General features: G+C 64.2%; 18 protein-coding genes. 6 read left to right on the top strand and 12 right to left on the bottom strand.

Annotated features, from left to right (window positions below; genetic code table 11):
- Genes KHO53_RS13555 through cpaB form a run of 5 tightly spaced genes read right to left on the bottom strand, consistent with a single transcriptional unit; the run spans position 1 to position 4,414 of the window.
- Positions 1 to 882: a type II secretion system F family protein gene (locus KHO53_RS13555; protein WP_010221717.1), complete on the bottom strand. Its 882-nt coding sequence runs from the start codon at positions 880 to 882 to the stop codon at positions 1 to 3.
- Complete coding sequence (locus KHO53_RS13550) at positions 879 to 2,147, bottom strand: TadA family conjugal transfer-associated ATPase (RefSeq protein ID WP_213570398.1); 1,269 nt, start codon at positions 2,145 to 2,147, stop codon at positions 879 to 881. Before KHO53_RS13550 ends, KHO53_RS13555 begins: the two co-directional genes overlap by 4 nt.
- Positions 2,144 to 3,334 carry a CpaE/TadZ family protein gene (locus KHO53_RS13545; protein WP_010221715.1) on the bottom strand — a complete coding sequence of 397 codons (1,191 nt, stop codon included), beginning with the start codon at positions 3,332 to 3,334 and terminating at the stop codon, positions 2,144 to 2,146. The genes KHO53_RS13550 and KHO53_RS13545 overlap by 4 nt, the downstream gene beginning before the upstream one ends.
- Positions 3,327 to 3,464, bottom strand: a complete 138-nt coding sequence (locus tag KHO53_RS13540; protein WP_213570397.1) for a hypothetical protein — start codon at positions 3,462 to 3,464, stop codon at positions 3,327 to 3,329. Before KHO53_RS13540 ends, KHO53_RS13545 begins: the two co-directional genes overlap by 8 nt.
- Before the next feature lie 20 nt (positions 3,465 to 3,484).
- A complete protein-coding gene (cpaB, locus tag KHO53_RS13535; protein WP_010221714.1) occupies positions 3,485 to 4,414 on the bottom strand; it encodes a Flp pilus assembly protein CpaB in 930 nt (309 codons plus the stop codon).
- A 316-nt stretch (positions 4,415 to 4,730) separates the two neighbouring features.
- On the opposite strand from cpaB, the gene KHO53_RS13530 reads away from it, so the two are divergent.
- Together KHO53_RS13530 and KHO53_RS13525 are read left to right on the top strand one after the other, a co-directional pair.
- Positions 4,731 to 4,937, top strand: coding sequence for a Flp family type IVb pilin (locus KHO53_RS13530; protein WP_010221713.1), 207 nt, complete (start codon positions 4,731 to 4,733; stop codon positions 4,935 to 4,937).
- Between the two features lie 62 nt (positions 4,938 to 4,999).
- A complete protein-coding gene (locus KHO53_RS13525; protein WP_010221712.1) occupies positions 5,000 to 5,407 on the top strand; it encodes a response regulator in 408 nt (135 codons plus the stop codon).
- Between the two features lie 80 nt (positions 5,408 to 5,487).
- Here KHO53_RS13525 and KHO53_RS13520 read toward each other — a convergent pair whose 3' ends face one another.
- Both KHO53_RS13520 and pbpC read right to left on the bottom strand, forming a co-directional pair.
- The gene (locus tag KHO53_RS13520; protein WP_213570396.1) at positions 5,488 to 7,155 is read right to left on the bottom strand and encodes a ShlB/FhaC/HecB family hemolysin secretion/activation protein; all 1,668 of its coding nucleotides are present in this window, start codon (positions 7,153 to 7,155) and stop codon (positions 5,488 to 5,490) included.
- Positions 7,156 to 7,253: 98 nt separating this feature from the next.
- On the bottom strand, positions 7,254 to 9,608 hold the full coding sequence (gene pbpC, locus KHO53_RS13515) for a peptidoglycan glycosyltransferase PbpC (RefSeq protein WP_010221710.1): 2,355 nt from the start codon (positions 9,606 to 9,608) through the stop codon (positions 7,254 to 7,256).
- A 104-nt stretch (positions 9,609 to 9,712) separates the two neighbouring features.
- On the opposite strand from pbpC, the gene KHO53_RS13510 reads away from it, so the two are divergent.
- The gene (locus KHO53_RS13510) at positions 9,713 to 10,006 is read left to right on the top strand and encodes a hypothetical protein (protein WP_213570395.1); all 294 of its coding nucleotides are present in this window, start codon (positions 9,713 to 9,715) and stop codon (positions 10,004 to 10,006) included.
- 50 nt (positions 10,007 to 10,056) lie between these two features.
- On the opposite strand, the gene KHO53_RS13505 is transcribed toward KHO53_RS13510, so the two are convergent.
- Entirely contained in the window at positions 10,057 to 15,012 is a 4,956-nt protein-coding gene (locus KHO53_RS13505; protein WP_036995562.1) for an alpha-2-macroglobulin family protein, read from the bottom strand.
- 146 nt (positions 15,013 to 15,158) lie between these two features.
- Between KHO53_RS13505 and KHO53_RS13500 the strand changes: the two genes are divergently transcribed.
- Complete coding sequence (locus tag KHO53_RS13500) at positions 15,159 to 16,502, top strand: MATE family efflux transporter (RefSeq protein WP_213570394.1); 1,344 nt, start codon at positions 15,159 to 15,161, stop codon at positions 16,500 to 16,502.
- A gap of 124 nt (positions 16,503 to 16,626) precedes the next feature.
- On the opposite strand, the gene speA is transcribed toward KHO53_RS13500, so the two are convergent.
- The 4 genes from speA to KHO53_RS13480 all read right to left on the bottom strand — a co-directional run bounded on the left by speA (position 16,627) and on the right by KHO53_RS13480 (position 20,873).
- On the bottom strand, positions 16,627 to 18,540 hold the full coding sequence (gene speA, locus KHO53_RS13495) for an arginine decarboxylase (protein WP_100782922.1): 1,914 nt from the start codon (positions 18,538 to 18,540) through the stop codon (positions 16,627 to 16,629).
- 153 nt (positions 18,541 to 18,693) lie between these two features.
- Positions 18,694 to 19,065, bottom strand: coding sequence for a translation initiation factor Sui1 (locus KHO53_RS13490; RefSeq protein ID WP_010221702.1), 372 nt, complete (start codon positions 19,063 to 19,065; stop codon positions 18,694 to 18,696).
- A gap of 193 nt (positions 19,066 to 19,258) precedes the next feature.
- Positions 19,259 to 19,795 (bottom strand): NUDIX hydrolase, encoded by a 537-nt coding sequence (locus tag KHO53_RS13485; RefSeq protein WP_010221700.1) that lies wholly within the window; start codon positions 19,793 to 19,795, stop codon positions 19,259 to 19,261.
- A gap of 4 nt (positions 19,796 to 19,799) precedes the next feature.
- A complete protein-coding gene (locus KHO53_RS13480) occupies positions 19,800 to 20,873 on the bottom strand; it encodes a DUF2333 family protein (protein ID WP_010221699.1) in 1,074 nt (357 codons plus the stop codon).
- Positions 20,874 to 21,154: 281 nt separating this feature from the next.
- Between KHO53_RS13480 and KHO53_RS13475 the strand changes: the two genes are divergently transcribed.
- Positions 21,155 to 22,771, top strand: a complete 1,617-nt coding sequence (locus KHO53_RS13475) for a response regulator (RefSeq protein ID WP_213570393.1) — start codon at positions 21,155 to 21,157, stop codon at positions 22,769 to 22,771.
- Positions 22,772 to 22,878: 107 nt separating this feature from the next.
- Positions 22,879 to 24,840: a methyl-accepting chemotaxis protein gene (locus KHO53_RS13470; protein WP_010221697.1), complete on the top strand. Its 1,962-nt coding sequence runs from the start codon at positions 22,879 to 22,881 to the stop codon at positions 24,838 to 24,840.
- Positions 24,841 to 24,913: the final 73 nt, after the last annotated feature.

The raw sequence follows: 24,913 nt of genomic DNA, 5'->3' as shown, positions 1-24,913 counted from the left end.
TCAGATACTCCGTAACATGCGCCACAACACCAGGCAGCCCAGCACTTGCAGGATAAAGGCGCCGAGCAGCAGGAACTGACCGTTGCCGTCCTGCCACATAGCCAGCAAATAGTTGGGGTTGCTGATCAGGAAATAGCCGGCCATCCCCACCGGCAACAGGCCCAGGACAGTCGCGGTCATGCGGGTTTCACCGGTCATGGCGCGCAGTTGACGGCTACCCTGCTCGCGCTCGCGAATCAGCTTGATCAGGTTCTCCAGCAGCTCGCTGGCGTTGCCGCCGTAGCGATGATTGATACGCAGGCCCAACGCGAACAGGCGCAGCTCATCCTGCTCATACAGTTCGGCCAGGTCGCTCATGGCATCGTCCAGGCTGACGCCCATCTGCACATTGCGCCGCACCCGCTGTAGAGCGCCATGCAAAGGGTCACGCGACGCATCGATGGCGCCCAGCACGGCATCGTTCAAGGTTCGCCCGGCCTTGAGGCTGCGCACACTGTGATCGAGCAACACCGGCAACTGTTCGATCATCCGCTGCAGCCGTCGGCGATAGCGCCAGCCCAGGAACAACCAGATCAGCAACGGTGCAAGCAGCACCAGCCCGACGCCTGCTGCCCACCCCAGGATCCGGCCACACAGCAGCGCTGTCAGCAGGCCGATCACCAGCCATATCAGCAGCCGGTCATTGCGCCGCTCGATACCGGCGCGCTGCAACAGGCGGTCCAGCCAGTCACGGCTACTGGGCGTCAGCGCCGAGGTCACCTGAACCTGGCCAAGACGCTGCAGGATCCGCTCCTCACCCGACTTGCGCATGCCGCTGTAGAACAAGCGCACCGATACCCCCAGCAAGGCCAGGCAGATCAAGCCAAGTACCGCAGCAATCACGGCTGCAGTTCCGAATAGTCGCGGCGCAGCTTGTCGCCGGCAGGGTTCGGTGCCTCCCGCAAGAAACCCTCGCCGTTGTGCCGATCGAGACGGAACAGGGTATTGGTGACGTACACATCATCGCGCACCCCGACTACCTCCAACACCTCGCTGACACAGCGGCGGCCATCGGCCAGGCGGGTCAATTGAATGACCACATCCAGTGCCGCACAGATCATCTGCCGCAGGGTTTTCTCGGCCACCTGGCGGCCGGTCAGGCCGACCAGGGTTTCCAGACGCAGCAAGGCGTCCTGGGCGGTGTTGGCATGTACGGTACTCATTGAGCCGTCGTGACCGGTGTTCATCGCGGTGAGCACATCGAGCACTTCGACGCCACGGATCTCGCCGAGCAGAATGCGGTCGGGGCGCATCCTCAAGGCGTTGCGGATCAACTCGCTGGCCTTGATCTCGCCATGCCCCTCGGCATTCGGCGGACGGGTTTCCAGGCGCACCACGTGAGGGTGATCGAGTTGCAGCTCGGCCACGTCTTCGATGGTCACCAGGCGCTCGCGGGGCGTAATCAACTGGCTGAGGATATTCAGCATGGTGGTCTTGCCGGTGCCGGTGCCGCCACTGACCAGGATGTTGCAGCGCCGTGCCACCGCCAACTGGATGAAGTCGAGAATGCCCTGGTCGATGGTCCGGGTGGCCAGCAGGTCGGCGCTCTTGAGCATGTCCTTGCGAAACTTGCGGATCGACAGGCACGGGCCGTCCAGCGCCACCGGCGGAATGATCGCATTGACCCGGCTGCCGTCGGGCATGCGCGCATCGACCATGGGTGACGATTCATCCAGGCGCCTGCCCAAGGGCGCGAGAATCCGTTGCATGACCCGCTCGACATGGTGGGCATCGATAAAGCGCAGATCCGTCTGCTGCAGCAGGCCAGCCCGCTCGATGAACACCCGGTGCGGGCCGTTGACCAGGATTTCGGTGACGCTGGCATCGCGCAACAGCACTTCAAGCGGACCGAAGCCGGTCAGTTCGTCGACGATTTCCTCGGCCAGGCGTTCCATCTCGTAGCGCGACAGGGCCAGGTGCAGTCGGGCGATATAGTCGCCGACCTGCTCCACCACGAATTGCGCCAGGGCCGGGCGCGAGCCTTCGAGCAGGTTGCGCCCGCTGTCCTCGATGGCATCGATGATGTAACGATGCAAGGCGCACTTGAGCCCTTGCGGGTCGGCCCCCAGGTTGTGCCGCGGGCCGCCGAACAGTTCGTCACCGCTCATTTATGCCCCCATAACCGATTGAGCCAGTTGGCGCTGACCGCAGGGTTGCTCTCGGAGCGGCGCGCCAGCCGTTCACCGAGCGCTTTCAAATGTTGGGTGAGCTGCTCGCGCGGTGCCAGTTCGAACAAGGTCAGGCCCTGGTTCTTGGCATTCAGGCGCACCTCTGGGCTGTAGGGCAAAACCCGCAGAACCGGCAAGCCATAGCGCTTGCCCAGGGCTTCGGAGTCCGGTGCGACGCCGCGCAGGTAGCGGTCGACCAGCAGGCTGGCGTGTTCGAGCTTCATGCCCTTCTCGCGCCATTGGGTCAGCACCTCCAGGTTGCGCCGGCAATCGAGGACATTCTGGTCGGTGTACCAGATCAGCTTGTCGCAATGGCTGACGAAGGTGCGCAGGGCTTCGCTGTCAACCTGCCCGGTCAGGTTCACGACGATGTGCTGGAAATGCTGGCGCAAGGCGCTGAGCAGCATGTACAGCTCCGCCGCGCTGGTGCGTTCCAGCGGTTCGTCGGTCTCGGCGTAGGCCAGCAGGCGCAGGCCCGAGCTTTCACGCGTGAAGGCGCTGTCGATCAGGGTATTGTCGAGCCGGCGCAGGTGGCGCAGGGCATCGCCGAAATGAAACGAGGCTTCCAGGCCGAGCAACGCCAGGCTGTCACCACGAGGCACGCCAAGGTCCAGCAGCAACGTTTGCTGGCCGCTGGTTTGCACCACCCGCGCCATATGGGTGGTCAGCAAGGCGCCATCAGCGGTGCACTGGGCGCCATAGAGTACCGTCAGCCCCCCAAGGCTGGGGTTGCTGGCTACTGGCGGCAGGCGTTTGCTCAAGCGCCGCACCAACCCTGCGACTTCACTGGAGCGCGAGCCATAGGCGACAAAGTCCCGCGCCCCGGCACGCATGGCATTGAGCACCAACTGGTTGTCCATGCCATCGCCCAAGGCAACGATTGCCAGCATCGGCTTGGCTTCCAGCACCCCCTCGATCAGTGCGCACTGATTGACCACCTGCTCACGATCCAGCCCCACGAACACCAAACCGGCAAAGGTGACATCGACCAGCGCCAGCAGCTCGTCAAGGCTGCCGCTGCCGGCGCCCACCACCTGCCCCAGTGGCGCCAGCGCACCTTGCAGCCACTGCAAGTCGCCATCGTTGCGGGTGATGGCGAGGAAGGTCTGGCTCAGGCTTTCACTCATGGGGATAACCCGCTGCGACGTTCGAAGTCGCCGTTTTCGAGGGCGCTGCCAGCGCCATTGGCACCTGCGGCGCAGTGCACGGCAAGGCACAGAGCATCTGCTTGGTTACCCGCTCGGAACGACTGCTCATTGAAGGGCATCCTTGCTTGGTCAGGGGGTGGGCTGTCCGGCTTGATTTCCGCGGATGATCTCTATGCCGCGCGACGGTGCGACGCTGGCCACCGGCTGGGCAGCGGGTACCTGGGCAAGCTGACTGAAGCGATAGAGTTTGCGATTGGCGCTATCGACTTCCTTGCTGCTGGCTTTGGGGTCCGCCCAATAGCGGGCCAGGCGCTTCTCTTCGGCGCTGCGTACGGCCAGGCGCAAACTGCCGGCCTGGGCGGCAAGCAGCAAGCGGCTGGCCAGTGCCTCGGGAACGGCAAGCACTACCGTGCGCGCAGCATTGGGCGGTTGCTGCGGCTGGCTCTTTTCATTCACTGGCGGCTGCGCGGGCTTGCCGTCATTGGTCAGGCCCAACTGTTCGCCGACACTGAGCAGACGCAATGCCGGCAGTACCACCTGAGCCGACGCTTGCGGGTTGCGGGTCTCTTCGCGCAGATACAGCAAGACATCGACATAGTCGCCCGGACTCAACTGCCCGGCGACGCCCACCACCTCATCCACAGCTACCGCCAGCGCGCGCTCATGGGGGTGGATCATCCGTGCCAGCGGGCCACCGGCTTCGAAGCTGCCCTGCTCCAGCCAGGTTCCAGCACTCAACGCGCGCCAACTGCTGCGCCCGAGCACTTGCTCAAGGGTCTGGAAACTGCCGGGCGGAGCCACCTGCAAGCGTTCTACTACCAGGTCGTCTGCCGTCAGCGGCACATACGCGGCAACGTCACGACGCAACACCACCACCGGCTTGCGCAGTTGGTCAGCGGCGTCTTTTGCCACTTGCTCAACGGGCGTCGGTACAGGTGCAGCGACAGGTGCGGCAAGCGGTTCACTGGGTGGGCGGCTCAGGACCAGGCCCCAGTAACCGGCCAGCAACGCACCGAGCAGAAAGAAGCCTGCGAGGATGATGGTAATGCGACTGCTCATGCCGATCCTCCTTCCCCTCAGCGTTCTTTCGGCCCTTTATGTGAAATGGCCTACAGCACTGCAGTCGGAAACAACTATTTCGCTATTTGACGGTAGCGCAGCTAAGACAAAATGCCATTACCCGTCAGATTTTTTTCCGTCGCAAAACCGGCAGCACCATAAAACAACAGCTTATTGGCGCCGGCATTGAGTTATAACTTTAGTATTAATACCTTCTTACATTTGCCGAAGTATGACCCGTTGACAATGCTGTGATGGCAAAGGGGAATCATCCAATACCCCTGCCACCTGCGCCTGCGGCGCAAGGAGAAATGCCATGCGTCTTTCCCGTGTCCTCAAAAGCTGCAAAGAATTCTTCTACCGCAAAGAGGGTGCCTCGGGCATCGAGTATGCGATTGCCGCGGCGATGGTGGCAGTGGTGCTGACAGCGTTCATCACCCCTATTTCCGGTAGTGTGTCTTCGGTCATGACCAAGGTTCAGGGGGCGATGACCAAGGCTCAAGCCACGACGCCTTCAGAGTAGGCCAGCATCACTGCTGTACCGTTTGGGTCTCTTGTTCAATCACGCTGCCATAGGACTACCTCATGCCGACCTCTTCCCCCCGTCAACAATTGCTCCTGGTGGATGACGAAGAGGACGCCTTGCTGGAGCTTGCCGAATTGCTGGAGGGTGAGGGGTTTTGCTGTCACACGGCTACCTCGGTCAAACTCGCCCTGCAACAGCTCACCCGCCACCCGGACGTGGCCCTGGTCATCACCGACCTGCGCATGCCCGAGGAAAGCGGCATTTCACTGATCAGGCGTCTGCGCGAGCACACCGCGCGTCAACACCTGCCGGTGATCGTCACCTCCGGGCATGCCGACATGGACGACGTCAGCGACTTGCTGCGTCTGCAGGTGCTGGACCTGTTCCGTAAGCCGATCTACCACAACCGCCTGCTGGAAACCCTGGACAACCTGTTCCCCAAGCCGCGGATGCAACTGGTGCAGTGAACCTTTCAGGTCTGCTGCGCAGCCCATCGCTGGCAACGCCAGCTCCCACGATAGACCTGCATATACCTGGCGATGCACGTTCATAACTGCACACTGAAACTCAAGCTGACCCGCGGCTCGCGGTCAAAGCTGTCGAGGGCGACATCCGAGAGCGGCTTGGCCAGCTCCAGCGCAAGGTTGTAGAAACGCCCGTCACCGATGCGCAGCCCCAATGCTGCTGAAGACAGGTGCGCATCACGCAGGTCCACTTCATTGAACCAGGTGCGCGCGGTATCCAGCACGGCATAAGGTTGCAGCAGCTTCAGCCAGCGGCCATCGCCGTTGAAGCTGTAGTTGACCTCATAAGCCAAGCCCCAGCCCTTGTCGCCCAGAGCCTGATCGGCGGGATAGCCGCGAGCGAAGCTTTGCCCGCCGAATACCACCCGCTCACTGTCAGGCAGGCTGTCGCCACTCCAGTACAAGGCCGCCGACACCACGCCCTGCCAGTTGCCGAACAGGCGGTCGCTCTGCAACCCGGACAGGCGCAGGCGCAAGAAATCCAGGTCGAAATCGCTGTTGGTTTTCGCCCCCAGATAATCAAGGCCCTGGTAGGCGCCACCACTGACGATCCGCAGTTGGTCTGCATTGGCCTTGCGCCACTCGCCCTCAAAGCCCAGGGCGCGCACATCGGTGCGGTTGCTCAGGCGCATGGGCGCGCCGACTGCGCGGTACAGCACATCGTCGTTGACCATGTAGAAGCGCGCGGCAACGTTGAGCGACTCGCCGGGCGCGGCGAGCAGTACCTGGCTCAAGCCGGCCGAGAAGCGGTCATTCTCGCGATGGGCCTTGAGTTGGGTGCCATCGCCGAGCAACACCTGGGCACTGGGGTTGCTGTCGTAACGCGACGCCGACAAGTGCAGCTGGCTGCCCTGGTCGTCCAGGTACTGGGCGTAATCCAGGCGAAAATAGCTTTCGTGATCTTCCCCGCGTGGCGCCAGGGTGGTGACACTGAACTGTTCGGCGAGCGCTGTCTGTGCGTTGCTGCTCACGGTGAGTAGCGCCTGGGGGTCATCGCGGGTGCCATCGGTGATGACCAGGGTTGCGCTGAACGGCCGGCGCGTGGCCTCGATGATCAGGCGGCTGGCACCATTGCTGGCATCGGCAGGCGACAACCGCGCCTGCACGCTGAAACCCGGCAGGCGACTCATCAGGGCGATATAGCGCTCGAAGGTCGTACGGGTCAGCGGGCGTTCGGCCTTGAGCCAACCCACCAGTTGTTCCACATAGGCTGCCGCCGGGCCAACCTTGCCATGCAGCTCAAGATCGTCGATGTAGCCTTCGACCAGCACCACCCGTACCCGGCCATCGGCGAAGTCCTGCTCGGGCAGATAAGCATGGGACAGCAGGTAGCCGTCCTGCTGGTAGCGCTGGGTCAGGCGCTGGGTGGCGTCGATCAGTTCGCCCAGACTGACCTCGCGGTTGACCAGGCCTTGATAGTTGTCGCGCAGGTCACTCAACGGATAGATGCTGCCGCCCTCGAAGCGCACCTTGCGCAGGAATATCCGGGTATCACGCAGTAATGGCTGGGCCAGGGTGACCGCAATGGGCACCTGCACACCCGGGTTGCTCGGCCGATAGGCATCGGCCGGCAGGTTGGGGGCGGGCAGGTTTCGTTCGATTTCGTGGCTGTCGAGAAAGCGCGGCAGGGGTTCGCTGCTGGCCACGCTCGCCCAGGACAATCCAACAATTGCGACAGCCAACGGACGCATCGGACACTCCATGATCCCGATCAGTACGCAGCCGCCAGGGCAGCGGCCTCGTCACCCCAAGCGTAGGTGCTGGCCCCGGCATCGTCTAATGCGCGTTGTCACTCGTTGACCTGGAACTCGACCCGGGCGGTTTCGCCACTTTCATCCAGGGCGCTCAACTCGAAGCGCCCGGCCTGGTCGAAGCTCGCCGTAAGGTTTTCCTGGCCGCTGGTTTCGCCCAGCGGCGCACCGTTGAGAAACCACCAGTGCCGCCCGTTACCGCCAAGGGCCGAGACCTTGAAACGCAACGGCTCGCTGCTGGTGGCCGGACGGCGTAACTGATCGCCCTGACGCACACCGACGATCGACAACGGCGGCGCGCTGGGCGGCACCTGCGGCGGGCAACCCGGATCGACCTTGGGCAAGCGCGCCTCGCGGCGTTCCACCCGTGGCAGCCAGGGTTCCAGTGGCGACGGCCATAGGGCGATGTCCCGCGCCTGGGCGCCGGGGCACGTGGCATCGACGCGCAAGCCCTGGGTGTTGACCCAGACGGTCTCGCGCAGGCCGACGCTCAACGGTTGGTCCTGGGCCAGCAAGGTCGGCGGCGTGGTGCCGTCCAGGGTCCAGGCGAAGCGCTGGCGACGGCAGTTCGGGTCCTGGCGGGCCATGGGTTGCCCCAGCGGCCAGCAGATTGCCGCAACCCCGACATTGGCCGGCACCGCCGTCACGGGAGTGGCGATACCGCGCTGGCTGTCGCGGTTGCTCAGCACGTCATGCACCTGCAGCATCAACGGCGCCGCCGAGGCCAGGCCGAACTGCCCCGGCACTGGCGTACCATCCGGGCGGCCGATCCAGATGCCGATCAGGTAGCGCGGCCCCACGCCAATCGACCAGGCATCACGAAAGCCATAGCTGGTACCGGTCTTCCAGGCCAACTGCGGACGCTGCACCAGTTCGGCGTGAGGGTCGCGATCCGGGCGCGCCTGGCCGCTGAGAATACGCCGGATGATCCAGGCGCTGCCCGGCGACAGCAGGCGCCGCTCAAGCAACGGCTCATCCGGCTGCAAGCGGATCGGCGCGCTCAAGCCATCTCGGGCAAACGCCGCATAACCACCCACCAGGTCCTCCAGGCGGCTACCGGCGCCGCCGAGAATCAGCGACAGGTTCGGCTCGGCCAACGGCGGCAGGATCAGCGGCACGCCACCACTGCGCATCTGCGCGGCGAAGCGCTTCGGCCCGTAGGCTTCAAGCAGTTGCACCGCCGGCAGATTCAATGACAATGCCAGGGCGGAACTGGCCGCCACCGGCCCGCTGAAACCCATGGAGAAGTTGCCCGGGCGATAATCGCCGTAGCGCCGCGGCACATCCTGCAGCAAGGATTCGGAATGGATCAGGCCATCGTCCATGGCCATGCCGTAAAGAAACGGCTTGAGGGTCGAGCCGGGTGAGCGCAGGGCGCTGATCATGTCGACGTGGCCAAAACGGCGCTCGTCATTGAGATCAATCGAACCCAGGTAAGCGCGTACCGCCATGTTCTGCGCCTCGACCACCAGGATCGCCGCCGAGGTACGCTCCGGCAGCCGCGCACGCCAGCCCAGCAACAGGTCTTCCAGGCGCCGTTGCAAGGAGGCATCGAGGGTGGTGCGAATCAACGGCGGGCTGAGCGGACGATTGAGTCGGCGCGCCAGCAGCGGCGCCAGCGCCGGCTCCTGACGCGGTGCCAGCAACAGAGGCTCTTCTGCTGCCTCGGCAACCCGCTGCTGCGGCCATACCTGGTACTCGGCCAGGCGTTGCAGGACCTTGTCGCGCGCCGCCTGGGCACGCTCGGGGTGGCGATCCGGGCGCAGACGGCTTGGTGCCTGGGGCAGCACCGCGAGCAGCGCCGCCTCCGACGGCGTCAGGTGCATCGGCGACTTGCCAAGGTACGCCCAACTGGCTGCGGCGACGCCCTGCAAGGTGCCGCCGAACGGCGCGCGGTTGAGGTAGATTTCAAGGATCTGCGCCTTCGACAGGTGCCACTCCAGCTGTGCCGTGCGCCACAACTGACGCAGCTTGCCGGGCAGCGTGCGCGAATGTGGGTCGAGCAGACGCGCCACTTGCATCGACAGCGTACTGCCGCCAGACAACACCCGGCCACCGCGCAGGTTCTGCCAGGCCGCCCGCGCCAGCGCCAGCGGATTGACCCCGGGGTGATGGTAGAACCAGCGGTCTTCGTAAGTCAGCAATGCCTCCAGGTAATAGGGCGAAATCTGTTCGGCGCTGACCGGGTAGCGCCATACACCCTCGGCATCGGCGAAGCGCCACAGCGGCGTGCCGTCTTCGGCCAGCACTACCCGGGCCAGATCATCCGCCGGCATCGGCAACGGCCAGAGGCGGTCGGCGAGCCCTAGCAAGGCAACAAGCAGCAACGGGATACCGAGCAGCAAGCCCAGCGGTTTTCTGATGGCGCCGCGCAGGCGCGTTAAGATGTGCATCAAGTCCTCCTGGCGTAACAGCTACGCAGGGAACCGACCCGGCCAAGGCACGGCCAAAGGCTTGGCAACGGCGCATTCGCCGAATTGATCATCAGGAAGCAACTATGCATGTAGAAGGTTTTTTCGAGTGGCTCGGCCAGGCACTGGGGGCAGTGATCCGTTTTATCGTCGACGGCCTGAGCGGGTTGTTCAACGTGCTGGCCAACGCCGGTAGCAATTTCATCGAGGGCCTGTCACGCACCCTGGGCATGGACACTTCGCTGGTCAGCATCCTCGCCCTGATCATCGGCCTGATGCTGCTGTACTCGGCGATCCGCGCGTTCATGCGCGCTTCGATCATACTCGGCATCATCTGGCTGGTGCTGGGTTTGTGGGTGCTGAGCTGGATCATTCACTGAGCAATTAGAGCATGTGGGAGCGGATTCATCCGCTCCCACAAAGCCCTCTGTCAGCGGCCTTTGACTACCAGTTCGGCAGGCGTCTCGCCCACCGCGTTGTAGTTCGGCCGGTACATCGACTCGACCTGCGGCGGCGGTACCTTGTAGGTCCCCGGGGTCACCGCGCGGGCCAGGTACAGCAGGTGGGTGGTGGAGTAGTAGTCGATGTTCAGCGCCGCTACGTAGCGGTCATCGCGAAACTCCTGATGCACCACGTTGGCGTTCTGCATCGACTCTCGCCATTCCTTCACCGCACTGCTGGCGTTCTCCAGACTGGCCGCACTTTGCGCCAGGTTCTGGTTTTCCAGCTCCAGGCCCGCCGGCAGCAGGTCGACCACCAGAGCGTCCGGCACCTGGGTGTTGGCCGTCACGGCCAGGTGCACCAGCACCAGGTCACCGCTCTTGAGCGCCTTGATGTCCAGTGCCTGGCCATTCATGCCGAGGAACTCGCGGCGAATGGTCATGCCGCTGCCTCGGGCAACCGGGGCCTGACGCGGATAACCGGACAGGGTCAGTTGCTGGAACAGGGTCTCGCTGCCTTCGTTCTGGATGGTCAGCGGCGAAGCCAGCAGTGGGCCCTCGAGTTTCATCCCCGATTGCTCGGGATTGAACTCGCGCACTTCACCGGCGCTGTCCAGGCGCGCCGACCATTTGCTTTCCGGCTTGCCCAGCAGACCACGACCGGCAAGGAACAGCGCGTTGCGCTCCTGAGTCGACAGCCAGCGGTTACCCGCCATCTGATCGGAGAGCTCGAACAGCCGTGCATCGACCTTGTCGCTGGCCAGGTTGTTCTCGGTGAGCAGCGACAGGATCAGCGCCTGGTCACGCACGGAGCTGCCGTAGTCGCCCAGCCAGGTGTTTTCGTTGCGGGTGACGGCAAGGCCGGCCTGCAGCGCCTGTTGCCCACGCGGCTTGTCGCCCATCTTGTCCAGGGCGATGGCCAGTTGTACCAACGGCAGGCCCGAGCGCGAATCGCTGCGCCGCTCGAACAGGCTGCGCAGGGCGCCCAGCGGCGCCTGCTGGGTACGCGCCAGCACCAGGGCGGCGTAGGCCTGCACGGCGAAGCGGCTGTGCTCGGAGTTCTGGCTGTAGTTGACCTCGATCAGGTTGCGCTCCTGCAGGTAACGCAGCAGACGCTCGCTGGCCTTTTTCAGGGCCTCGGGCGGTACCGCATAACCTTGCTCGCGGGCGCGCAGGAGGAAGTCGGTGACGTAGGCGGTCAGCCAGAACTCTTCCTGGTCATCGGCGCTCCACAGGCCGAAGCTGCCGTTGTAGCGCTGCATGCCCAACAGGTGCTCGATGCCCATCTCGATCTTGCGCTTGCGCACGTCCGCCGCTTCACCCTTGATACCGAGGCGCTTGAGGGTCGCGGCATCAGCGTACAGCGATGGGTACAAGCCACTGGTGGTCTGCTCCAGGCAACCATACGGATAGGCTTCGAGGGCGCGGATCTGTTCGGCCAGGTTCAGCGGTGGGCGGCTCGACAGGGCCAATGAGGCTTCAAGGCCGGCGGGTTCGAACAGTGCAAGGTCTGCGTCGGGCAAGGTCCAGGGTTGGTCTTTGAGGGCGACGCGATAGTGCTGCAGCATCGCCGGGTAGGCCGGGCGAATGCCCAGGGTCCAGTCGCGGCTGAAGGCCGTGGCTGACTCGCCCGGCAGTTGCAGGCCCTGCACGTCGACCTTGACCTTGCCCTGGCCCAGGCCACCGCTGGCCTGCACCGGCACCAGCAGGGTGACGCGCTTGCCTTCGGTGAGGTTCAGGGTCTGTTCGGCGGCGCCGAGCAGGTTCAACTGGCCTTCGGTGCTCAGGCGCACGGTCAGGTTCTGCGCCTTGCCCGACAGGTTGGACAAGTCCAGGGCCAGGGTGGTGCGGTCGCCACCGGCGAGAAAGCGCGGTGCCGAGAGCTCGGCGATCAACGGTGCGGCAACCACGGTCTTGCCTTCGGCCATGCCGTAGCGCTCGCCGGTCCAGGCCTGGGCCATCAACCGCAGTTCACCGTTGAAGTCGGGGATATCGACCGTGGCTTCACCTTCGCCCTTGTCATTGAGGGTGACCGGGGCGCTTTGCTTGGCGACGATGGTCACCGTGGTGTTCGGGCGCTTGCCGCCCTTGGCCATGGCGGCGTCACCACCGAAGGCCAGGCTGGCCAGACGGCCCTGCCCGGCTTCGATCAGTTGGCCATAGATGTCCAGCTGGTCGGCGCCATAGGCCTTGCGCCCGAACATACCGGTGAACGGGTCGGGGGTAGCGAATTCGGTGATGTTAAGGATACCCACGTCCACTGCCGCCAGCAGTACATGCACCTGTTTGGGCACGCTGCCGTCGGCATTGCGCGCCTGTACCTTGACGGTCAGCGGCTGCTTGGGACGCATCTTCTCCGGCGCGCTGAGGGTGACGGCCAGCTTACGTTCGTGACGATCCAGCGGCAGGTGCAGCACACCTACGGCGCGCTTCGGCGTGGCGTTGACCTTGCGCTCACCCGGGCGGATCACCAGGGCGCTGACATACAGGTCATGGCGCGCCCACTTCGGATCGAGCTTGACGGCGAAGCTCTTGCCTTCGGCCGGCACGTCGATTTCTTCCCACCACAGCGGGCCTTCGCTGGACTCGACCATCAGGTAACCGGTGCCTGCGGCAGGCGGCGTGACGGTGATGTTGGCGGTGGCGCCATCGGCGTAGGACGGCTTGTCGAGGGCCAGCTTGACCTGATCGGGACGCACGGCGCCGCCGTCGGCGTTGTCCTGGGCGCGGTAGCCGGCCCAGAAGCGTTCGCTCGACACCAGACCGGTCTGCGGGTCTTCGACCTCGACGCGGTACGGGCCCCAGTCAACCAGGAAGTTGACCCGCGCGGTCGAGCCGGCTTTGACATTGACCGTCTCTTCGTTCTGGGTCAGGTACTTCTCGTTGTAGTTGTAGCTCCAGCCATCGCTCTGCGAGTAGTTCCAGTAGTAGTCGCGACGCTCACGGATCAGGCGAACCTTGAGGTTGTTGACGGCCAGCTTGTTGCCTGCGTCATCGGCCACCAGCACTTCGAATTCCACCGGGCCTTCGCCGTCGGTCTCTTCACCGTCGAACAGGCCGCGCAGGCCAGGCAGGCGCCCGGCCGGCCAGATGGGTTGCTCAAGACGGCGGGTGATCGGCCGGCCACCGGACTCCTGCAAGCTCGCCTGCACGGTCAATTGCAGCGGCGAACGGGCTTCGGACCATTTGCTTTCGATGTTCAGCGTGGTTTTGCCCGCGGCATCGAGGGTAACCTCGTCCAGCTCCAGGTCCTGGCTCAGTTCCTCCTCGGTGATCGAACCGAACTTGTAGCCAGGCAGCGCCGGTACCGCTTCACGCAACGGGCGCACATAAGCCTGGCCGCTCAGGCGGTTGCCCGAGGCCGGGGCGCCATACAGGTAGCGACCATTGACCTTGATCTGCGCGGTCTGCTCCGGGCTCAACGGCTTGTCGCTGCCCTTGAGCTCCAGGGCCAGGCGCTCGGGCAGGAAGTCTTCGACGAGGAACTCGAACACCTGCTTCTTGCCGCCACCGAGGTCGAACAACAACTGCCAGCGCCCGGTCGGCGCTTCATCGGCCAGTTGCAGTTGGTACTGATAGAAGCCATTGGCATCGGCTTCCCAGACGAACTTGCGGCTGATCTGCTCATCCGGGCGGCGGACTTCCACGGTCACCGGTTGCGGCTTGAGCGGGCGGCCATCCTGGTCACGCAGCAGGCCGTTGAGCAGCACGGTTTCACCCGGGCGATAGAGGTCACGCGGGCCGAACACGAAGAACTGCAGCGGGTTGGCCTGAGGGCCGGTGATGTCGAACTCGGCCAGGTCCAGGGCAGCGCTGTTCAGGCGCAGCATGGTGGTGTGCACGCCTTGGTGGGCCAGCAGGGTTTCAGCCTTGGGCGGCGTTGGCAACTGGGCGTGGCCGTCGCTATCGGTTTTGGCCTGGGCCAGCACGCGGCCTTCGCCGTCGAGCAGTTCCAGCTCGACGCCGCTCAGCGCCTTGCCGCCTTCCAGGCCCTGGGTGAAGACATCCATGCGGTTCTGGTAGCGATGCGCCGAGACGCCGATGTCGCTCAGGGTGAACAGCGTCGCCGGTTGCGAATAGTCATAGGTGCCGGACGCGCGCATCACCGCCAGATACACGCCGGGCTCTTGCAGCGGCTTGATCCCGGCAATCGGCAGCAGTACGGTCTCGCGGGTGTTCTTCGCCGGGTTGAGGTCGAAGCGGCCGCTGTAGACCAGCTCGGCCATGTCCAGGGTTTCCTTGGACTGGTAGTAGTACAGGCTGCTGTTGCGGCCCCAGGCGGCGAGGAACGGCGAGAGTTTGTCAGGCTTGATGCGGAAGAACTCGACATCGACCTTGTTGACGTTCAGGGCGATCACCGGCAAGCCTTCGGCCAGGCGGGTCGGCAGCAGCGAGCCACGGCTGGCGAAGCCGATGGTCGACTGCATGTCGCGGGTTTCCAGGCGGCTGATCGACTCGGCGGGCAGGCGCTTGCCGTTGACCGCGAGCAGGCCGGCGTCGATGGTCAGCACCAGCTTGCGCTGCGGCTCCAGGTGGCGCAGGCGCAGCTCCATCTTGTTGGCGGAGAGTTCCCAGGCGCCGTCGACCTTGCCTTTGACGGTATCGACCAGGTGCACCTTGTCGGCGAAGTTCTGCTGGTCATCCAGCGGCACCGAGAAGGTCAGGGCCAGGGCGCTGGCGCCATCGACCTGCACCTCCGAGACATCCACCACGCTCAGTTCGCGGCCGGCATAGCGCTTGGCCAGGGTCGCGGCATCGTCCTTGACCGGAGCGGGTTTTGCCGCTTCCACTTGCGCCGCCGGGGCGGCCGGAGCCGGGGCTGCGGGTTGGTCCTGGGTCTGCGCAGGCGGTTCGACGGGGGCCGGCGCCGGTTTATCCGGGGCAGACGAATCGCAGGCACTGAGCAAGGCCAGCGCGCAGGCCAGCAACAATCCTTTGTTGAGCATGGGAGTAGTAACTCTCGGGCAGCGGAATCTTAGGCGTGCACTATATATCAACCGCGCCGCAACGGTGATACGGCGAGCGGATGTGAGACGGCCTTCGCACGATTTACTAGCGCAGCGGCTACAATGCCGGCTTGCCAGGAGCCTCCATGTCCCGTTTGCTGACCGACTGGCGCGACCGCCCGACCCATATCAAGGTCTGGGCGCTGGCCGCGCCGATGATCCTTTCGAATATTTCCGTACCATTGGTGGCCCTGGTCGACAGCGCCGTGATCGGCCACCTGCCCCATGCCCATCAATTGGGTGCGGTGGCGGTGGGCGCCAGCCTGTACACTTTCCTGGCCTGGGTCATGGGCTTTCTGCGCATGGGCTCGACCGGATTCGCCGCCCAGGCGGCGGGCCGTGCCGACGGTGCGGCGTTGCGCCAGGTGTTGCTGCAGGGCCTGTTGCTGGCGCTGTTGTTTGCCCTGCTGCTGGGCGTGCTGGCCCTGCCGTTCAGCCACTTGGCCCTGCAACTGATGCAGCCCACGGCGGCGCTGGAGCAATCGACCCACGACTTCTTCCAGACCCGCCTGCTGGGCCTGCCGGCGGCGCTGGCCAGCTTCGCCCTGGTCGGCTGGTTCCTCGGCACCCAGAACGCCAGGGCGCCGCTGGCCATCCTGCTGACCACCAACCTGTTCAACATCGCCCTCAACCTGTGGTTCGTGCTCGGCCTGGAGTGGGGCGTGATCGGTTCGGCCCGCGCCTCGGTGATTGCCGAGTGGAGCGCCGCCCTGCTCGGCCTGGCCCTGACCCGCCCGGCCCTGCGCGCCTACCCCGGGAAAATCGCCTGGGCGTTGCTGGCGCGCTGGCAAAGCTGGCGGCCGCTGCTCAGCGTCAACCGCGACATCTTCATCCGCAGCCTGGCGCTGCAGGCGGTGTTCTTCCTGATCACCGTACAAGGTGCACGCCTGGGTGAAGCGACGGTGGCGGCCAACGCCCTGCTGCTCAATGGCCTGTTGCTCACCGCCTATGCCCTCGATGGCCTGGCCCATGCGGTCGAGGCGCTGTGCGGGCATGCCATTGGCGCGGGTGATCGCCAGGCGCTACGACGTTCATTGACCGTCGCCTGCGGCTGGTCGTTGCTGGCCAGTTGCGGCTTTGCCGTGTTGTTCCTGCTGGCCGGGCATCTGTTCATCAACATGCAGACCGACATCGCCAACGTACGCGAAACCGCCTACCAGTACTTGCCTTACCTGGCCTTGCTGCCGTTGATCGCGGTATGGAGTTATCTGCTCGACGGTTTGTTCATCGGCGCCACGCGGGCGCGGGAGATGCGCAACGGCATGCTGCTCAGCGTGCTCATCGCCCTGCCGGTCGCCTATCTGGCTCGCGACCTAGGCAACCACGGCCTGTGGCTGGGCTTTCTGCTGTTCATGGCCTTGCGCGGGGTGACGCTGGGGGTGATGGGCTGGCGGTTGCAGCGGCGGGATGGGTGGTTTGTGCATCGGTAGTTGAAAGCATCGCGGGTCAAGCCCGCTCCCACAGATTCAGCATCATGCCGACCCTGTGGGAGCGGGCTTGACCCACGATAGGGTCGACGCGCAGCCCGTGACTGCACGCGACCCGCACCACTGATCAGCTCGACAGGTACGACGAGCGGGTCAGCCCCAGACGCAACGCGTCGAGGAACTGGGTCTTCTCACGGGCAGTGATCTTGGCGCTGGCGCACTTGTCGCGGTAGTGGGTCATCAACTCCTCCGGCGACAAGTGCACGTAACGCAGCATGTCTTCGATGGTGTCGTGGGTCTCGATACCGGCGTGGTACACGCTGCCGTTCGGGTTCTGGTAGATGTTCACCGAGTCGGTGTCACCGAACAGGTTGTGCATGTCACCAAGGATTTCCTGGTAGGCACCGACCAGGAAGATACCCAACAGGTAGTCCTCTCCCTCGTTGATCCCGTGCACCGGCAGGCTGGTCTCGATGCTCTGCTCGTCGACGTACTGGTTGATCTTGCCATCCGAGTCGCAGGTCAGGTCCTGCAGCACGGCGCGGCGCAGCGGCTCTTCGTCCAGACGATGCAGCGGCAGGATCGGCAGGACCTGGCCGATTGCCCAGGTGTCCGGCAGGCTCTGGAATACCGAGAAGTTGCAGATGTACTTGTCGGCCAGCTTGTCGTTGAGCTCGTCCAGCACCTGGCGATGCGAGCGCTGACGGGCCTTGAGCGAGTTGTGCAGGCGCCGGCAAACGGCAAAGTAGCACTGCTCGGCCAGGGCCTTCTCGGCCAGGGTGATCTTGCCGTCGGCGTACTGGGCAGCCACGTCGCTCATGTAGTGGGTGGCGCGCCAGTAGGTCTCGGTGACCATCTCGATATCGGTCGGGCCGAGCAGGTCGACCAGCCACTGTACGGTCTCGGGCAGGTTTTCCTTGTTCTCGATCCGCGGCACTTCGTCGTTGTGTTTCTCGACATCGGTCACCTGCACCACCAGCATGGCGTGGTGCGCGGTCAGCGAGCGGCCGCTTTCCGAGAAGATGTGCGGATGCGGCAGGCCCTGGGCATCGCAGAACTCCTTGAGCATGCCGACCACGACACCGGCGTAGTCATCCATGTCGTAGTTGATCGAGCTGGCGTTGCGCGAGTGGGTGCCGTCGTAGTCCACGCCCAGGCCGCCGCCGACGTCGATGTGATCGACCGGCAGGTTCAGTGCGCGCAGCTCGCCGTAATAACGGATGGCTTCCTTGAAACCATGCTGGTAGTCGGCCAGGTTGGCGATCTGCGAGCCCATGTGGAAATGCAGCAGGCGGATGCCCTGGTCCAGGCCGGCATCGCGAAAGCGCTGCACTACCGAGATCAGTTGCGCGGCCGAGAGGCCGAACTTGGACTTCTCGCCACCGGTATCGGCCCACTTGCTCGAGGCCAGCGACGACAGGCGCACGCGCAGGCCGATCTGCGGCTTGACCTTGAGCTCGGCGGCTTCCTCGATCACCAGGGCCACTTCCGACTCTTTTTCGATGACGATGAAGACGTTGTGGCCAAGTTTCTGCCCCATCAGCGCCAGGCGGATGAACTCGCGGTCCTTGTAACCGTTGCAGACGATGGTGCCGCCTTTCGGCGCCAGCGCCAGCACGGCCAGCAACTCGGGCTTGGAGCCGGCTTCCAGGCCAATGGAAACGTTCTGGGTGGCGATGATGTTCTCGACCACCGCTTCCTGCTGGTTGACCTTGATCGGGTACAGCGCGGTGTACTGGCTCTGGTATTCCAGGCGCGCGATGTTGGCGTCAAAAGCGCCAGTCAGCTGGCGCACGCGGTCCTGGAGGATGTCCGGGAAACGGACCAGCAGCGGCAGCGACAGGCCACTCTTGCGCAGCTCGTCAACCTGCTCGAACAGGTCGATCGGCGCACTGCCTGGCCCGTTCGGGCGGACTTCGACGCGCCCGGCCTCGTTGATTGCGAAGTAACCGGCCCCCCAATGGCGAATGCCGTAAACACTGCGGCTGTCCGCAACTGTCCATTGGCTGCCATCGTCTTTGCGTGTGCGTCGTACGGACATTGAAGTCCCCTATATAGAAAGTCGAAAAACACCGGCCTGCATGGGGCGGGCGCAGTGTAAAACCTGAAAGTGACGATTATCCGTGTTCAGGGATAGACCCTTCCTACGGGAACGAGTTTAGAAAGCGAACTGCAAAAAATCGCGATGCAGTCTTCAGCCGCCGGACTTTTTCGCTTTGAAGCCCTGTTTGATCAGCTCGGCCAACAACAGCTCGACATGATCGCCCTGGATTTCGATGACCCCGTCTTTCAACGCGCCGCCGGTTCCGCAGCGGCGCTTGAGCGTGCTGGCCAGATCCTTGAGCTGTTCCAGGGGCAGCGGCACGCCGCTGATGGTCGTCACCGTCTTGCCGCCACGGCCCTTGCTTTCGCGACGCACGCGAGCAATGCCATCGCCTTCGGGGATGAGCGTCTGTTTGCAGATGCAGGCATCTATCGGTTTGCTGCAGTCCGGGCAATGCCGGCCTGCATCAGTGGAGAACACCAGGCCACCCAGGGCGGCGAATGATGCGGCTTTCTTGGCCACTTTTGATCCTCTACGGTGAGGATAAAAACTGGTCGATGCCCCTGGCGGGGTACCGACCGCGAAGCCCCACTCTGGCAGGGGCAGCGCAACTGCCGCATGAAGCGTGCGGCAGCCTTAAAGGCCGCGCAGTGTAACGATAAATGTCGCGAATGCTAAGTACAAAACTGCGCCATTTTGCATGTGAATCGCGACGTCAGGCTTGACGGTCGATGTAGCGCTGCAAAGCCGCCAGCGAATCGGGGCAATATGGCTGCTGCCGGCTGTCGGCCAAGGCCTGTTCGACGGGGATGAAACGCGCTTCGCTGACCTCTTCCGGCTGCAGGCGCAAAGGCCCGTCCCAGACCGCCGAAAACACCGCACACCAGAGCCGGTTGCCAGGTTGGTCAAAGAAAAAGCACTCGTGGGCCGTGAGCTCGACCCCGGCCACCCCGAGCTCTTCTTCAAGCTCGCGGGCCGCCGACTCGGCGAAGCTTTCGTCGGCCTGGACCATGCCACCGGCGGCGACATCCCAGTAACCCGGGTAGATCGCCTTGCTCTCGGTGCGCCGGTGCACGCACAGCTCACCAACGGAGTTGAACAACAGGATATAGGTACCGCGCCCGATCAAGCCGCGTTCGCGTAGCTCGGCGCGGGGCAAGGCGCCGAGCAACCGGTCGTTTTCGTCGACCCAGGCGATCCGTTCGCGGTCGGAGGCGGCGCGGTGCGCCGCCTCCTGCTTGGAGATCGACACCGGTTCAGCCCTGGGTCAGCAGTTGACGCAGGTCGATCACCGCAGCGTTGGCCCGCGAGATGTAGTTGGCCATCACCAGCGAATGGTTGGCCCACATGCCAAAACCGCTGCCGTTGAGCACCATCGGGCTCCACAGCGGTTCCTGCGAGGCTTCCAGCTCACGGATGATCTGCCGCACGCTGACCGTGGCATTCTTCTTCGCCAGCACGTCGGCGAAGTCGACCTCGATGGCGCGCAGCAGGTGCGACAGCGCCCAGGCCTGGCCGCGGGCTTCGTAGAACACGTTGTCGATCTGCAGCCATGGGGTTTCGACCACTTCCTCGTCAACCTGCGGCACCTGGCCCGGCACCACCGATTCAGTCTTCAGGGTGCTGTTGAGCTTGACCCGGCCAACGCTCGCCGACAGCCGCTGCGACAGCGAGCCCAGGCGGGTGGCGACGTCGCCCAGCCAGTTGTTGAGGTTGTCGGCACGGGTGTAGAACAGCGCGCCCTGCTGGTCCGGCGAGGCCAGGCGGTTCTGGTAGCGGGTCAGGGAGTTGATGCCTTCCTGGAACTCGGATTCGCTCGACGGCAGGATCCAGCTCTTGTTGTCGAAGTTGAAGCGCGGCTCGGCCTTGGCCAGGTCCGCATCTTCGGTGGACTGCGACTGCGAGCGGGCAAAGTCCTTGCGCAGGGCACGGCTCAGGTCACGTACCTGGACCAGCACGCCGTATTCCCAGCTGGGCATGTTGTCCATCCACAGGCCTGGCGGGAAGCGGTCGTTGGAAATGTAGCCGCCGGGCTTGTTGAGCAAGGTGCCGGCCACGGTCTTGAGCGTCTCGATGGTGGTGTAGCCGACGACCATCTGCTTGCCGGTTTTTTCGGCGGCCGCCTGGGCGTTCTGCTGTACCGGGAACAAGTCGGGTTCGGCGCTCCAGTACCAGCCCAGGCCCACGCACACCAGCAGGTACAGGCCGATCAGCGAGCCCAGGGCGCGGCTGAACAGCAACCCGCCGAAATAGCTGCGGGTGGCGGCGGTGCGCGGCTCGACCCGCTCACGCGCCTCGGCTTTGCCTGTACGGTTTTTCCAGTCCAGCATGGCGTTGTCCTTTCAGTCACGTCGGTTCAAGGGGTTCGACCGCAACCCCCGGGCTTCGTGCCAGCGCGATGGCGTTTTGTGCCGCGCGCCACCTGCCGGGGTCGGCAAGTATCGCTGCACTATAAATCAAGCACGGCGGTTCGCATAAGCGACTATTGGGTCAGCAAATGAATAAACGGACTTGTACAGTTTATTGATACAAGGCACTCGATTGCCGGGAAAGTGGTGCTAGCATAGAGCCACCACTCGACCTCAGCCTCACCCTTATAAGTAGTCAGGACATGACCGAGCCAGAAGACCCCAATCGTGAGCGCCTCAAGCAACACTTTGCCCAGCGGGTCATTCATCAGGCCCGGCAAATCCTCGAAATCTGGCAGCGCCTGCAGCGCAGCGAGTGGTCCACTGGCGACCTGGGTGAGCTGTGCGAGGCCAACCTGCGCCTGCAACGCTATGCCGAACGCTTCGAGCAGCCCGAGCACAGCCAGTTGGCCGAAGCCATCGGCCATACCCTGGAGGCGGTCGAGGCCAACAGTGCGCGCCTGAGCAGCCAACTGATCAGCGAACTCAACCGGCTGATGCAGCGTCTGTCGCGCACCGGCCTGCGCCAGGGTGACCAGCTTGAGCAAGTGCCGCTGCCCCCTTTGCGCAAGCCGGTGTACATCATGCTCCAGGACCACGACCGCGCTGAGCGCCTGGCCCAACAGCTGGAATTCTTCGGCTTGGGTGTACAGGCCTTGTACAGCGCAGCCGCATTCCAGGCGACCATGAGCGAACGGCTGCCTTCGGCGATCGTCATGGACGTCGACTTCACCGGCCCCGGTGTCGGCCTGCAACTGGCGGCCCAGGCCCAGCAAGGCCTGGAACAGCGGTTACCGTTGCTGTTTTTCAGCCTGCACGAGACCGACACCCCGACGCGCCTGGCCGCCGTACGCGCCGGCGGTCAGGAATTTCTCACCGGCACCCTGGAAGCCTCGAGCCTGCTGGAGAAAGTCGAGCTGCTGACCAGCGTCACCCAGTACGAACCCTTCAAGGTGCTGATCATCGACGACTCGCGGGCCCAGGCCCTGCACACCGAGCGCCTGCTCAACAGCGCCGGGATCGTCACCCGCACCTTGATCGACCCGATCCAGACCATGGCCGAGCTTGCCGACTTCCAGCCTGACCTGATCATCCTCGACATGTACATGCCGGCCTGCACCGGCACGGAACTGGCCAAGGTGATCCGCCACAACGACCGTTATGTCAGCGTGCCGATCATCTACCTGTCGGCCGAAGACGATCTGGATAAACAGCTCGACGCCATGAGCGAGGGCGGTGATGACTTTTTAACCAAACCGATCCGCTCGCGACACCTGATCACCACCGTGCGCAACCGCGCCGCCCGCGCGCGCAACCTCAAGGCACGGATGGTGCGCGACAGCCTGACCGGGCTGTACAACCACACCCACATCCTGCAACTGCTGGAAGACTGCAGTTTCCGCGCGCGCCGCGAAGAACAGCCGCTGAGCTTCGCCATGCTCGATATCGATCACTTCAAGAAGGTCAACGACAGCCACGGTCACCCCATGGGTGACCGGGTGATCAAGAGCCTGGCGCTGTTCCTCAAGCAGCGCCTGCGCAAGACCGACTTCATCGGCCGTTACGGCGGAGAAGAGTTTGCCATCGTCATGCCCAACACCGACCTGGGTGCCGCGCACAAAGTGCTCGATGAGATTCGCCGGCGCTTCGCCGAGATCCATTACCCCGCCCAACCTCGCGACCTGTCCTGCACCTTCAGCGCCGGCGTTGTACAGTTGAGCGAAGGTCTGGATGCCCTGAGCATGGCCACCGCCGCCGATGAGGCGCTGTACCACGCCAAAGGCGCCGGACGCAACTGCGTACAACGGGTGGAAGCATAAAGGCAAAGTGCCAGTTTTTTTCGCAAAACCGCCCGTCTCGTCATAACCCGGTCATAAAAACGCAATAACTTCAGGCGCTTACCATTCGGCCGTTGGTAGACCCGGACATGCGCCTGAAGCTGCTTACCAATTTCAATACCCTGTTGCTGGTTACCGTGTGCATCGCCCTGGGCGCTACCCTGTGGTGGTCGCAGCGCGCCCTGGAGCGCCCCTACTTATTAATGGAGCGCTACCTGTCGCTGTCGCAGCAATTCCAGAACCAGGCCGCACGCAACATCCAGGACTACCTGAGCAGCGGCGACGCCCTGCGCCATGCCACGGCGGTGCAAGCCACCGCCGCCCTGCAGGCCGAACTCGAACAATTGCCAGCCGCGCTTGCAGCCCGGCTGCGCCCGAGCCTGGACAACCTGCAGCGCTTCACCGCCAACGAACTGCTCGGTGCCGGCAAGCTGGCCGGCGACCCCCAGGCCCTGCTGCTCCAGGCCGAACGCGAGCTGGGCGCCAGCCTCGAACAACTGGCCAATTATGCCCAGAGCAGTACCCGTAGCGATGCCGGGCGTTATGCACCGGCGCTGTTCAACGCCTCCCTGCACCTGTCACGGCTGTCCCTGGCCCGCGACAAGCTGGTCAGCAGCGGCCGGAGCGAACTGGCAGATGAAGTCGAGCGCGAACTGCAGCAGATCGCCGCTCAGGCCCAGGTACTTGAGCAGTTGCCGCTGCTGGGCGTAACCGCCGCCCGCGAATCCAGCGCCGATGACTTTGCCGCGCTGATGGGCCTGGAAACCCAGGCCAGCACCGAGGCCGAAGACCATGGCGTGGCGCTCAAGCGCGAGCTCAACAGCCTGATCAAGCGCTACCCGGGCGAACTGCAGCGTACCCGCGAACAGATCCAGCAGCGCAGCGCCCTGGCGAACAGTACCTTCGAGCGCATCGCCGCCGTTCAGCAGGCCATCGCCGAGCTCGAACCCGGCGTGCGCAGCCAGCATGCCGCCATCCAGGGCGAAGTGCGGGTGATCCAGGGCCTGATGATCGGCCTGATCCTGCTCATCGCCCTGCTCATCGACACCCTGCAGCGGCGCCTGGCACGGGTGCTGACCAACCTGGCGCCGGCGCTGTCGCGCTGGGCCGAGGGTGACTTCGGCCAGGCCATTGCCCTGGGGCGGAGCAACCGCGAGATGCATGACATCCAGGACTCGCTCAATCGCCTGCGCGCCTACTTGGTGGAGCTGGTCGGCACCATTCGCCATAACGCTGAACAAGTCGCCGGCAGCAGCCACGCCCTGGCCGGCATGAGCAGCGCCCTGCACGATGGCGCCGAACGCCAGGCCGGCGATACCGCGCAAATCCGTGATGCCCTGGGGGAACTGGAAGCAACCATCCTGCAGGTGGCCGGCGATGCCAGCCAGGCCGCCGACGCCAGTCATGACGCCGGGCGCGCCGTGGAGCAGGGCCAGGCGGTGATCGGCCAAAGCCTGACCGGGCTGCGAGCACTGGTCGATGAGGTGCAGGGCAACGCACAGATGATCGAACAACTGGCGCAGGAGTCGGCAACCATCGGCAGCGTGCTGACGGTCATCCGCTCGATTGCCGAGCAGACCAACCTGCTGGCCCTCAATGCGGCGATCGAAGCGGCGCGGGCCGGGGAAATGGGCCGTGGTTTTGCCGTGGTCGCCGAAGAGGTGCGCTCACTGGCGCAGCGCACCACCGGTGCCACTGGCGAGATCCAGACCTTGATCGGCCGCTTGCAACAGGCGGCACGCGACTCGGTGCAAGGCATGCGCGCCCAGCTCGAACATGCCCAAATCACCGCCGATCAGGCCCAGGCGGCAGATGGCGCGCTGGATGAAATTGTCGCGGCGATCCAGACCATCTCCGCCACCGCGGTACGGATTGCCGATGTCACGGCCCAGCAAAGTGGCGCGGTGAGCGAGATTCGCGATCACAGCGAACGGATTCATGGCCTCGGGGAGGACAACCTGCAGCGTATTGGCGAGGGCCGTGAGCAGGGTGAGCAATTGCTCCGGCTTGGGGGGGAGTTGAACACGGCGGTACGGGCGTTTCGGCTCTGATCCAAGACGGTGGCGCCACCATCGCCGGCAAAGCCGGCTCCCACAGTAGATCTGCATCCACCGGCCCTGTGGG

The sequence above is a fragment of the Pseudomonas sp. RC2C2 genome, from assembly GCF_018390435.1.
Classification (GTDB): Bacteria; Pseudomonadota; Gammaproteobacteria; order Pseudomonadales; family Pseudomonadaceae; genus Aquipseudomonas; species Aquipseudomonas donghuensis.
The sequence above is the reverse complement of the archived record's forward strand: the minus strand, read 5'-3'. Positions and strand labels throughout refer to the sequence as shown.

What these genes read in the sequence shown, in the direction of transcription:
- KHO53_RS13550 (WP_213570398.1), bottom strand. Translation starts at nt 2,147, where the DNA reads ATGAGCGGTGACGAACTGTTCGGCGGCCCGCGGCACAACCTGGGGGCC.
- KHO53_RS13545 (WP_010221715.1), bottom strand. Translation starts at nt 3,334, where the DNA reads ATGAGTGAAAGCCTGAGCCAGACCTTCCTCGCCATCACCCGCAACGAT.
- KHO53_RS13540 (WP_213570397.1), bottom strand. Translation starts at nt 3,464, where the DNA reads ATGAGCAGTCGTTCCGAGCGGGTAACCAAGCAGATGCTCTGTGCCTTG.
- cpaB (WP_010221714.1), bottom strand. Translation starts at nt 4,414, where the DNA reads ATGAGCAGTCGCATTACCATCATCCTCGCAGGCTTCTTTCTGCTCGGT.
- KHO53_RS13530 (WP_010221713.1), top strand. Translation starts at nt 4,731, where the DNA reads ATGCGTCTTTCCCGTGTCCTCAAAAGCTGCAAAGAATTCTTCTACCGC.
- KHO53_RS13525 (WP_010221712.1), top strand. Translation starts at nt 5,000, where the DNA reads ATGCCGACCTCTTCCCCCCGTCAACAATTGCTCCTGGTGGATGACGAA.
- KHO53_RS13520 (WP_213570396.1), bottom strand. Translation starts at nt 7,155, where the DNA reads ATGCGTCCGTTGGCTGTCGCAATTGTTGGATTGTCCTGGGCGAGCGTG.
- pbpC (WP_010221710.1), bottom strand. Translation starts at nt 9,608, where the DNA reads ATGCACATCTTAACGCGCCTGCGCGGCGCCATCAGAAAACCGCTGGGC.
- KHO53_RS13510 (WP_213570395.1), top strand. Translation starts at nt 9,713, where the DNA reads ATGCATGTAGAAGGTTTTTTCGAGTGGCTCGGCCAGGCACTGGGGGCA.
- KHO53_RS13505 (WP_036995562.1), bottom strand. Translation starts at nt 15,012, where the DNA reads ATGCTCAACAAAGGATTGTTGCTGGCCTGCGCGCTGGCCTTGCTCAGT.
- KHO53_RS13500 (WP_213570394.1), top strand. Translation starts at nt 15,159, where the DNA reads ATGTCCCGTTTGCTGACCGACTGGCGCGACCGCCCGACCCATATCAAG.
- speA (WP_100782922.1), bottom strand. Translation starts at nt 18,540, where the DNA reads ATGTCCGTACGACGCACACGCAAAGACGATGGCAGCCAATGGACAGTT.
- KHO53_RS13480 (WP_010221699.1), bottom strand. Translation starts at nt 20,873, where the DNA reads ATGCTGGACTGGAAAAACCGTACAGGCAAAGCCGAGGCGCGTGAGCGG.
- KHO53_RS13475 (WP_213570393.1), top strand. Translation starts at nt 21,155, where the DNA reads ATGACCGAGCCAGAAGACCCCAATCGTGAGCGCCTCAAGCAACACTTT.
- KHO53_RS13470 (WP_010221697.1), top strand. Translation starts at nt 22,879, where the DNA reads ATGCGCCTGAAGCTGCTTACCAATTTCAATACCCTGTTGCTGGTTACC.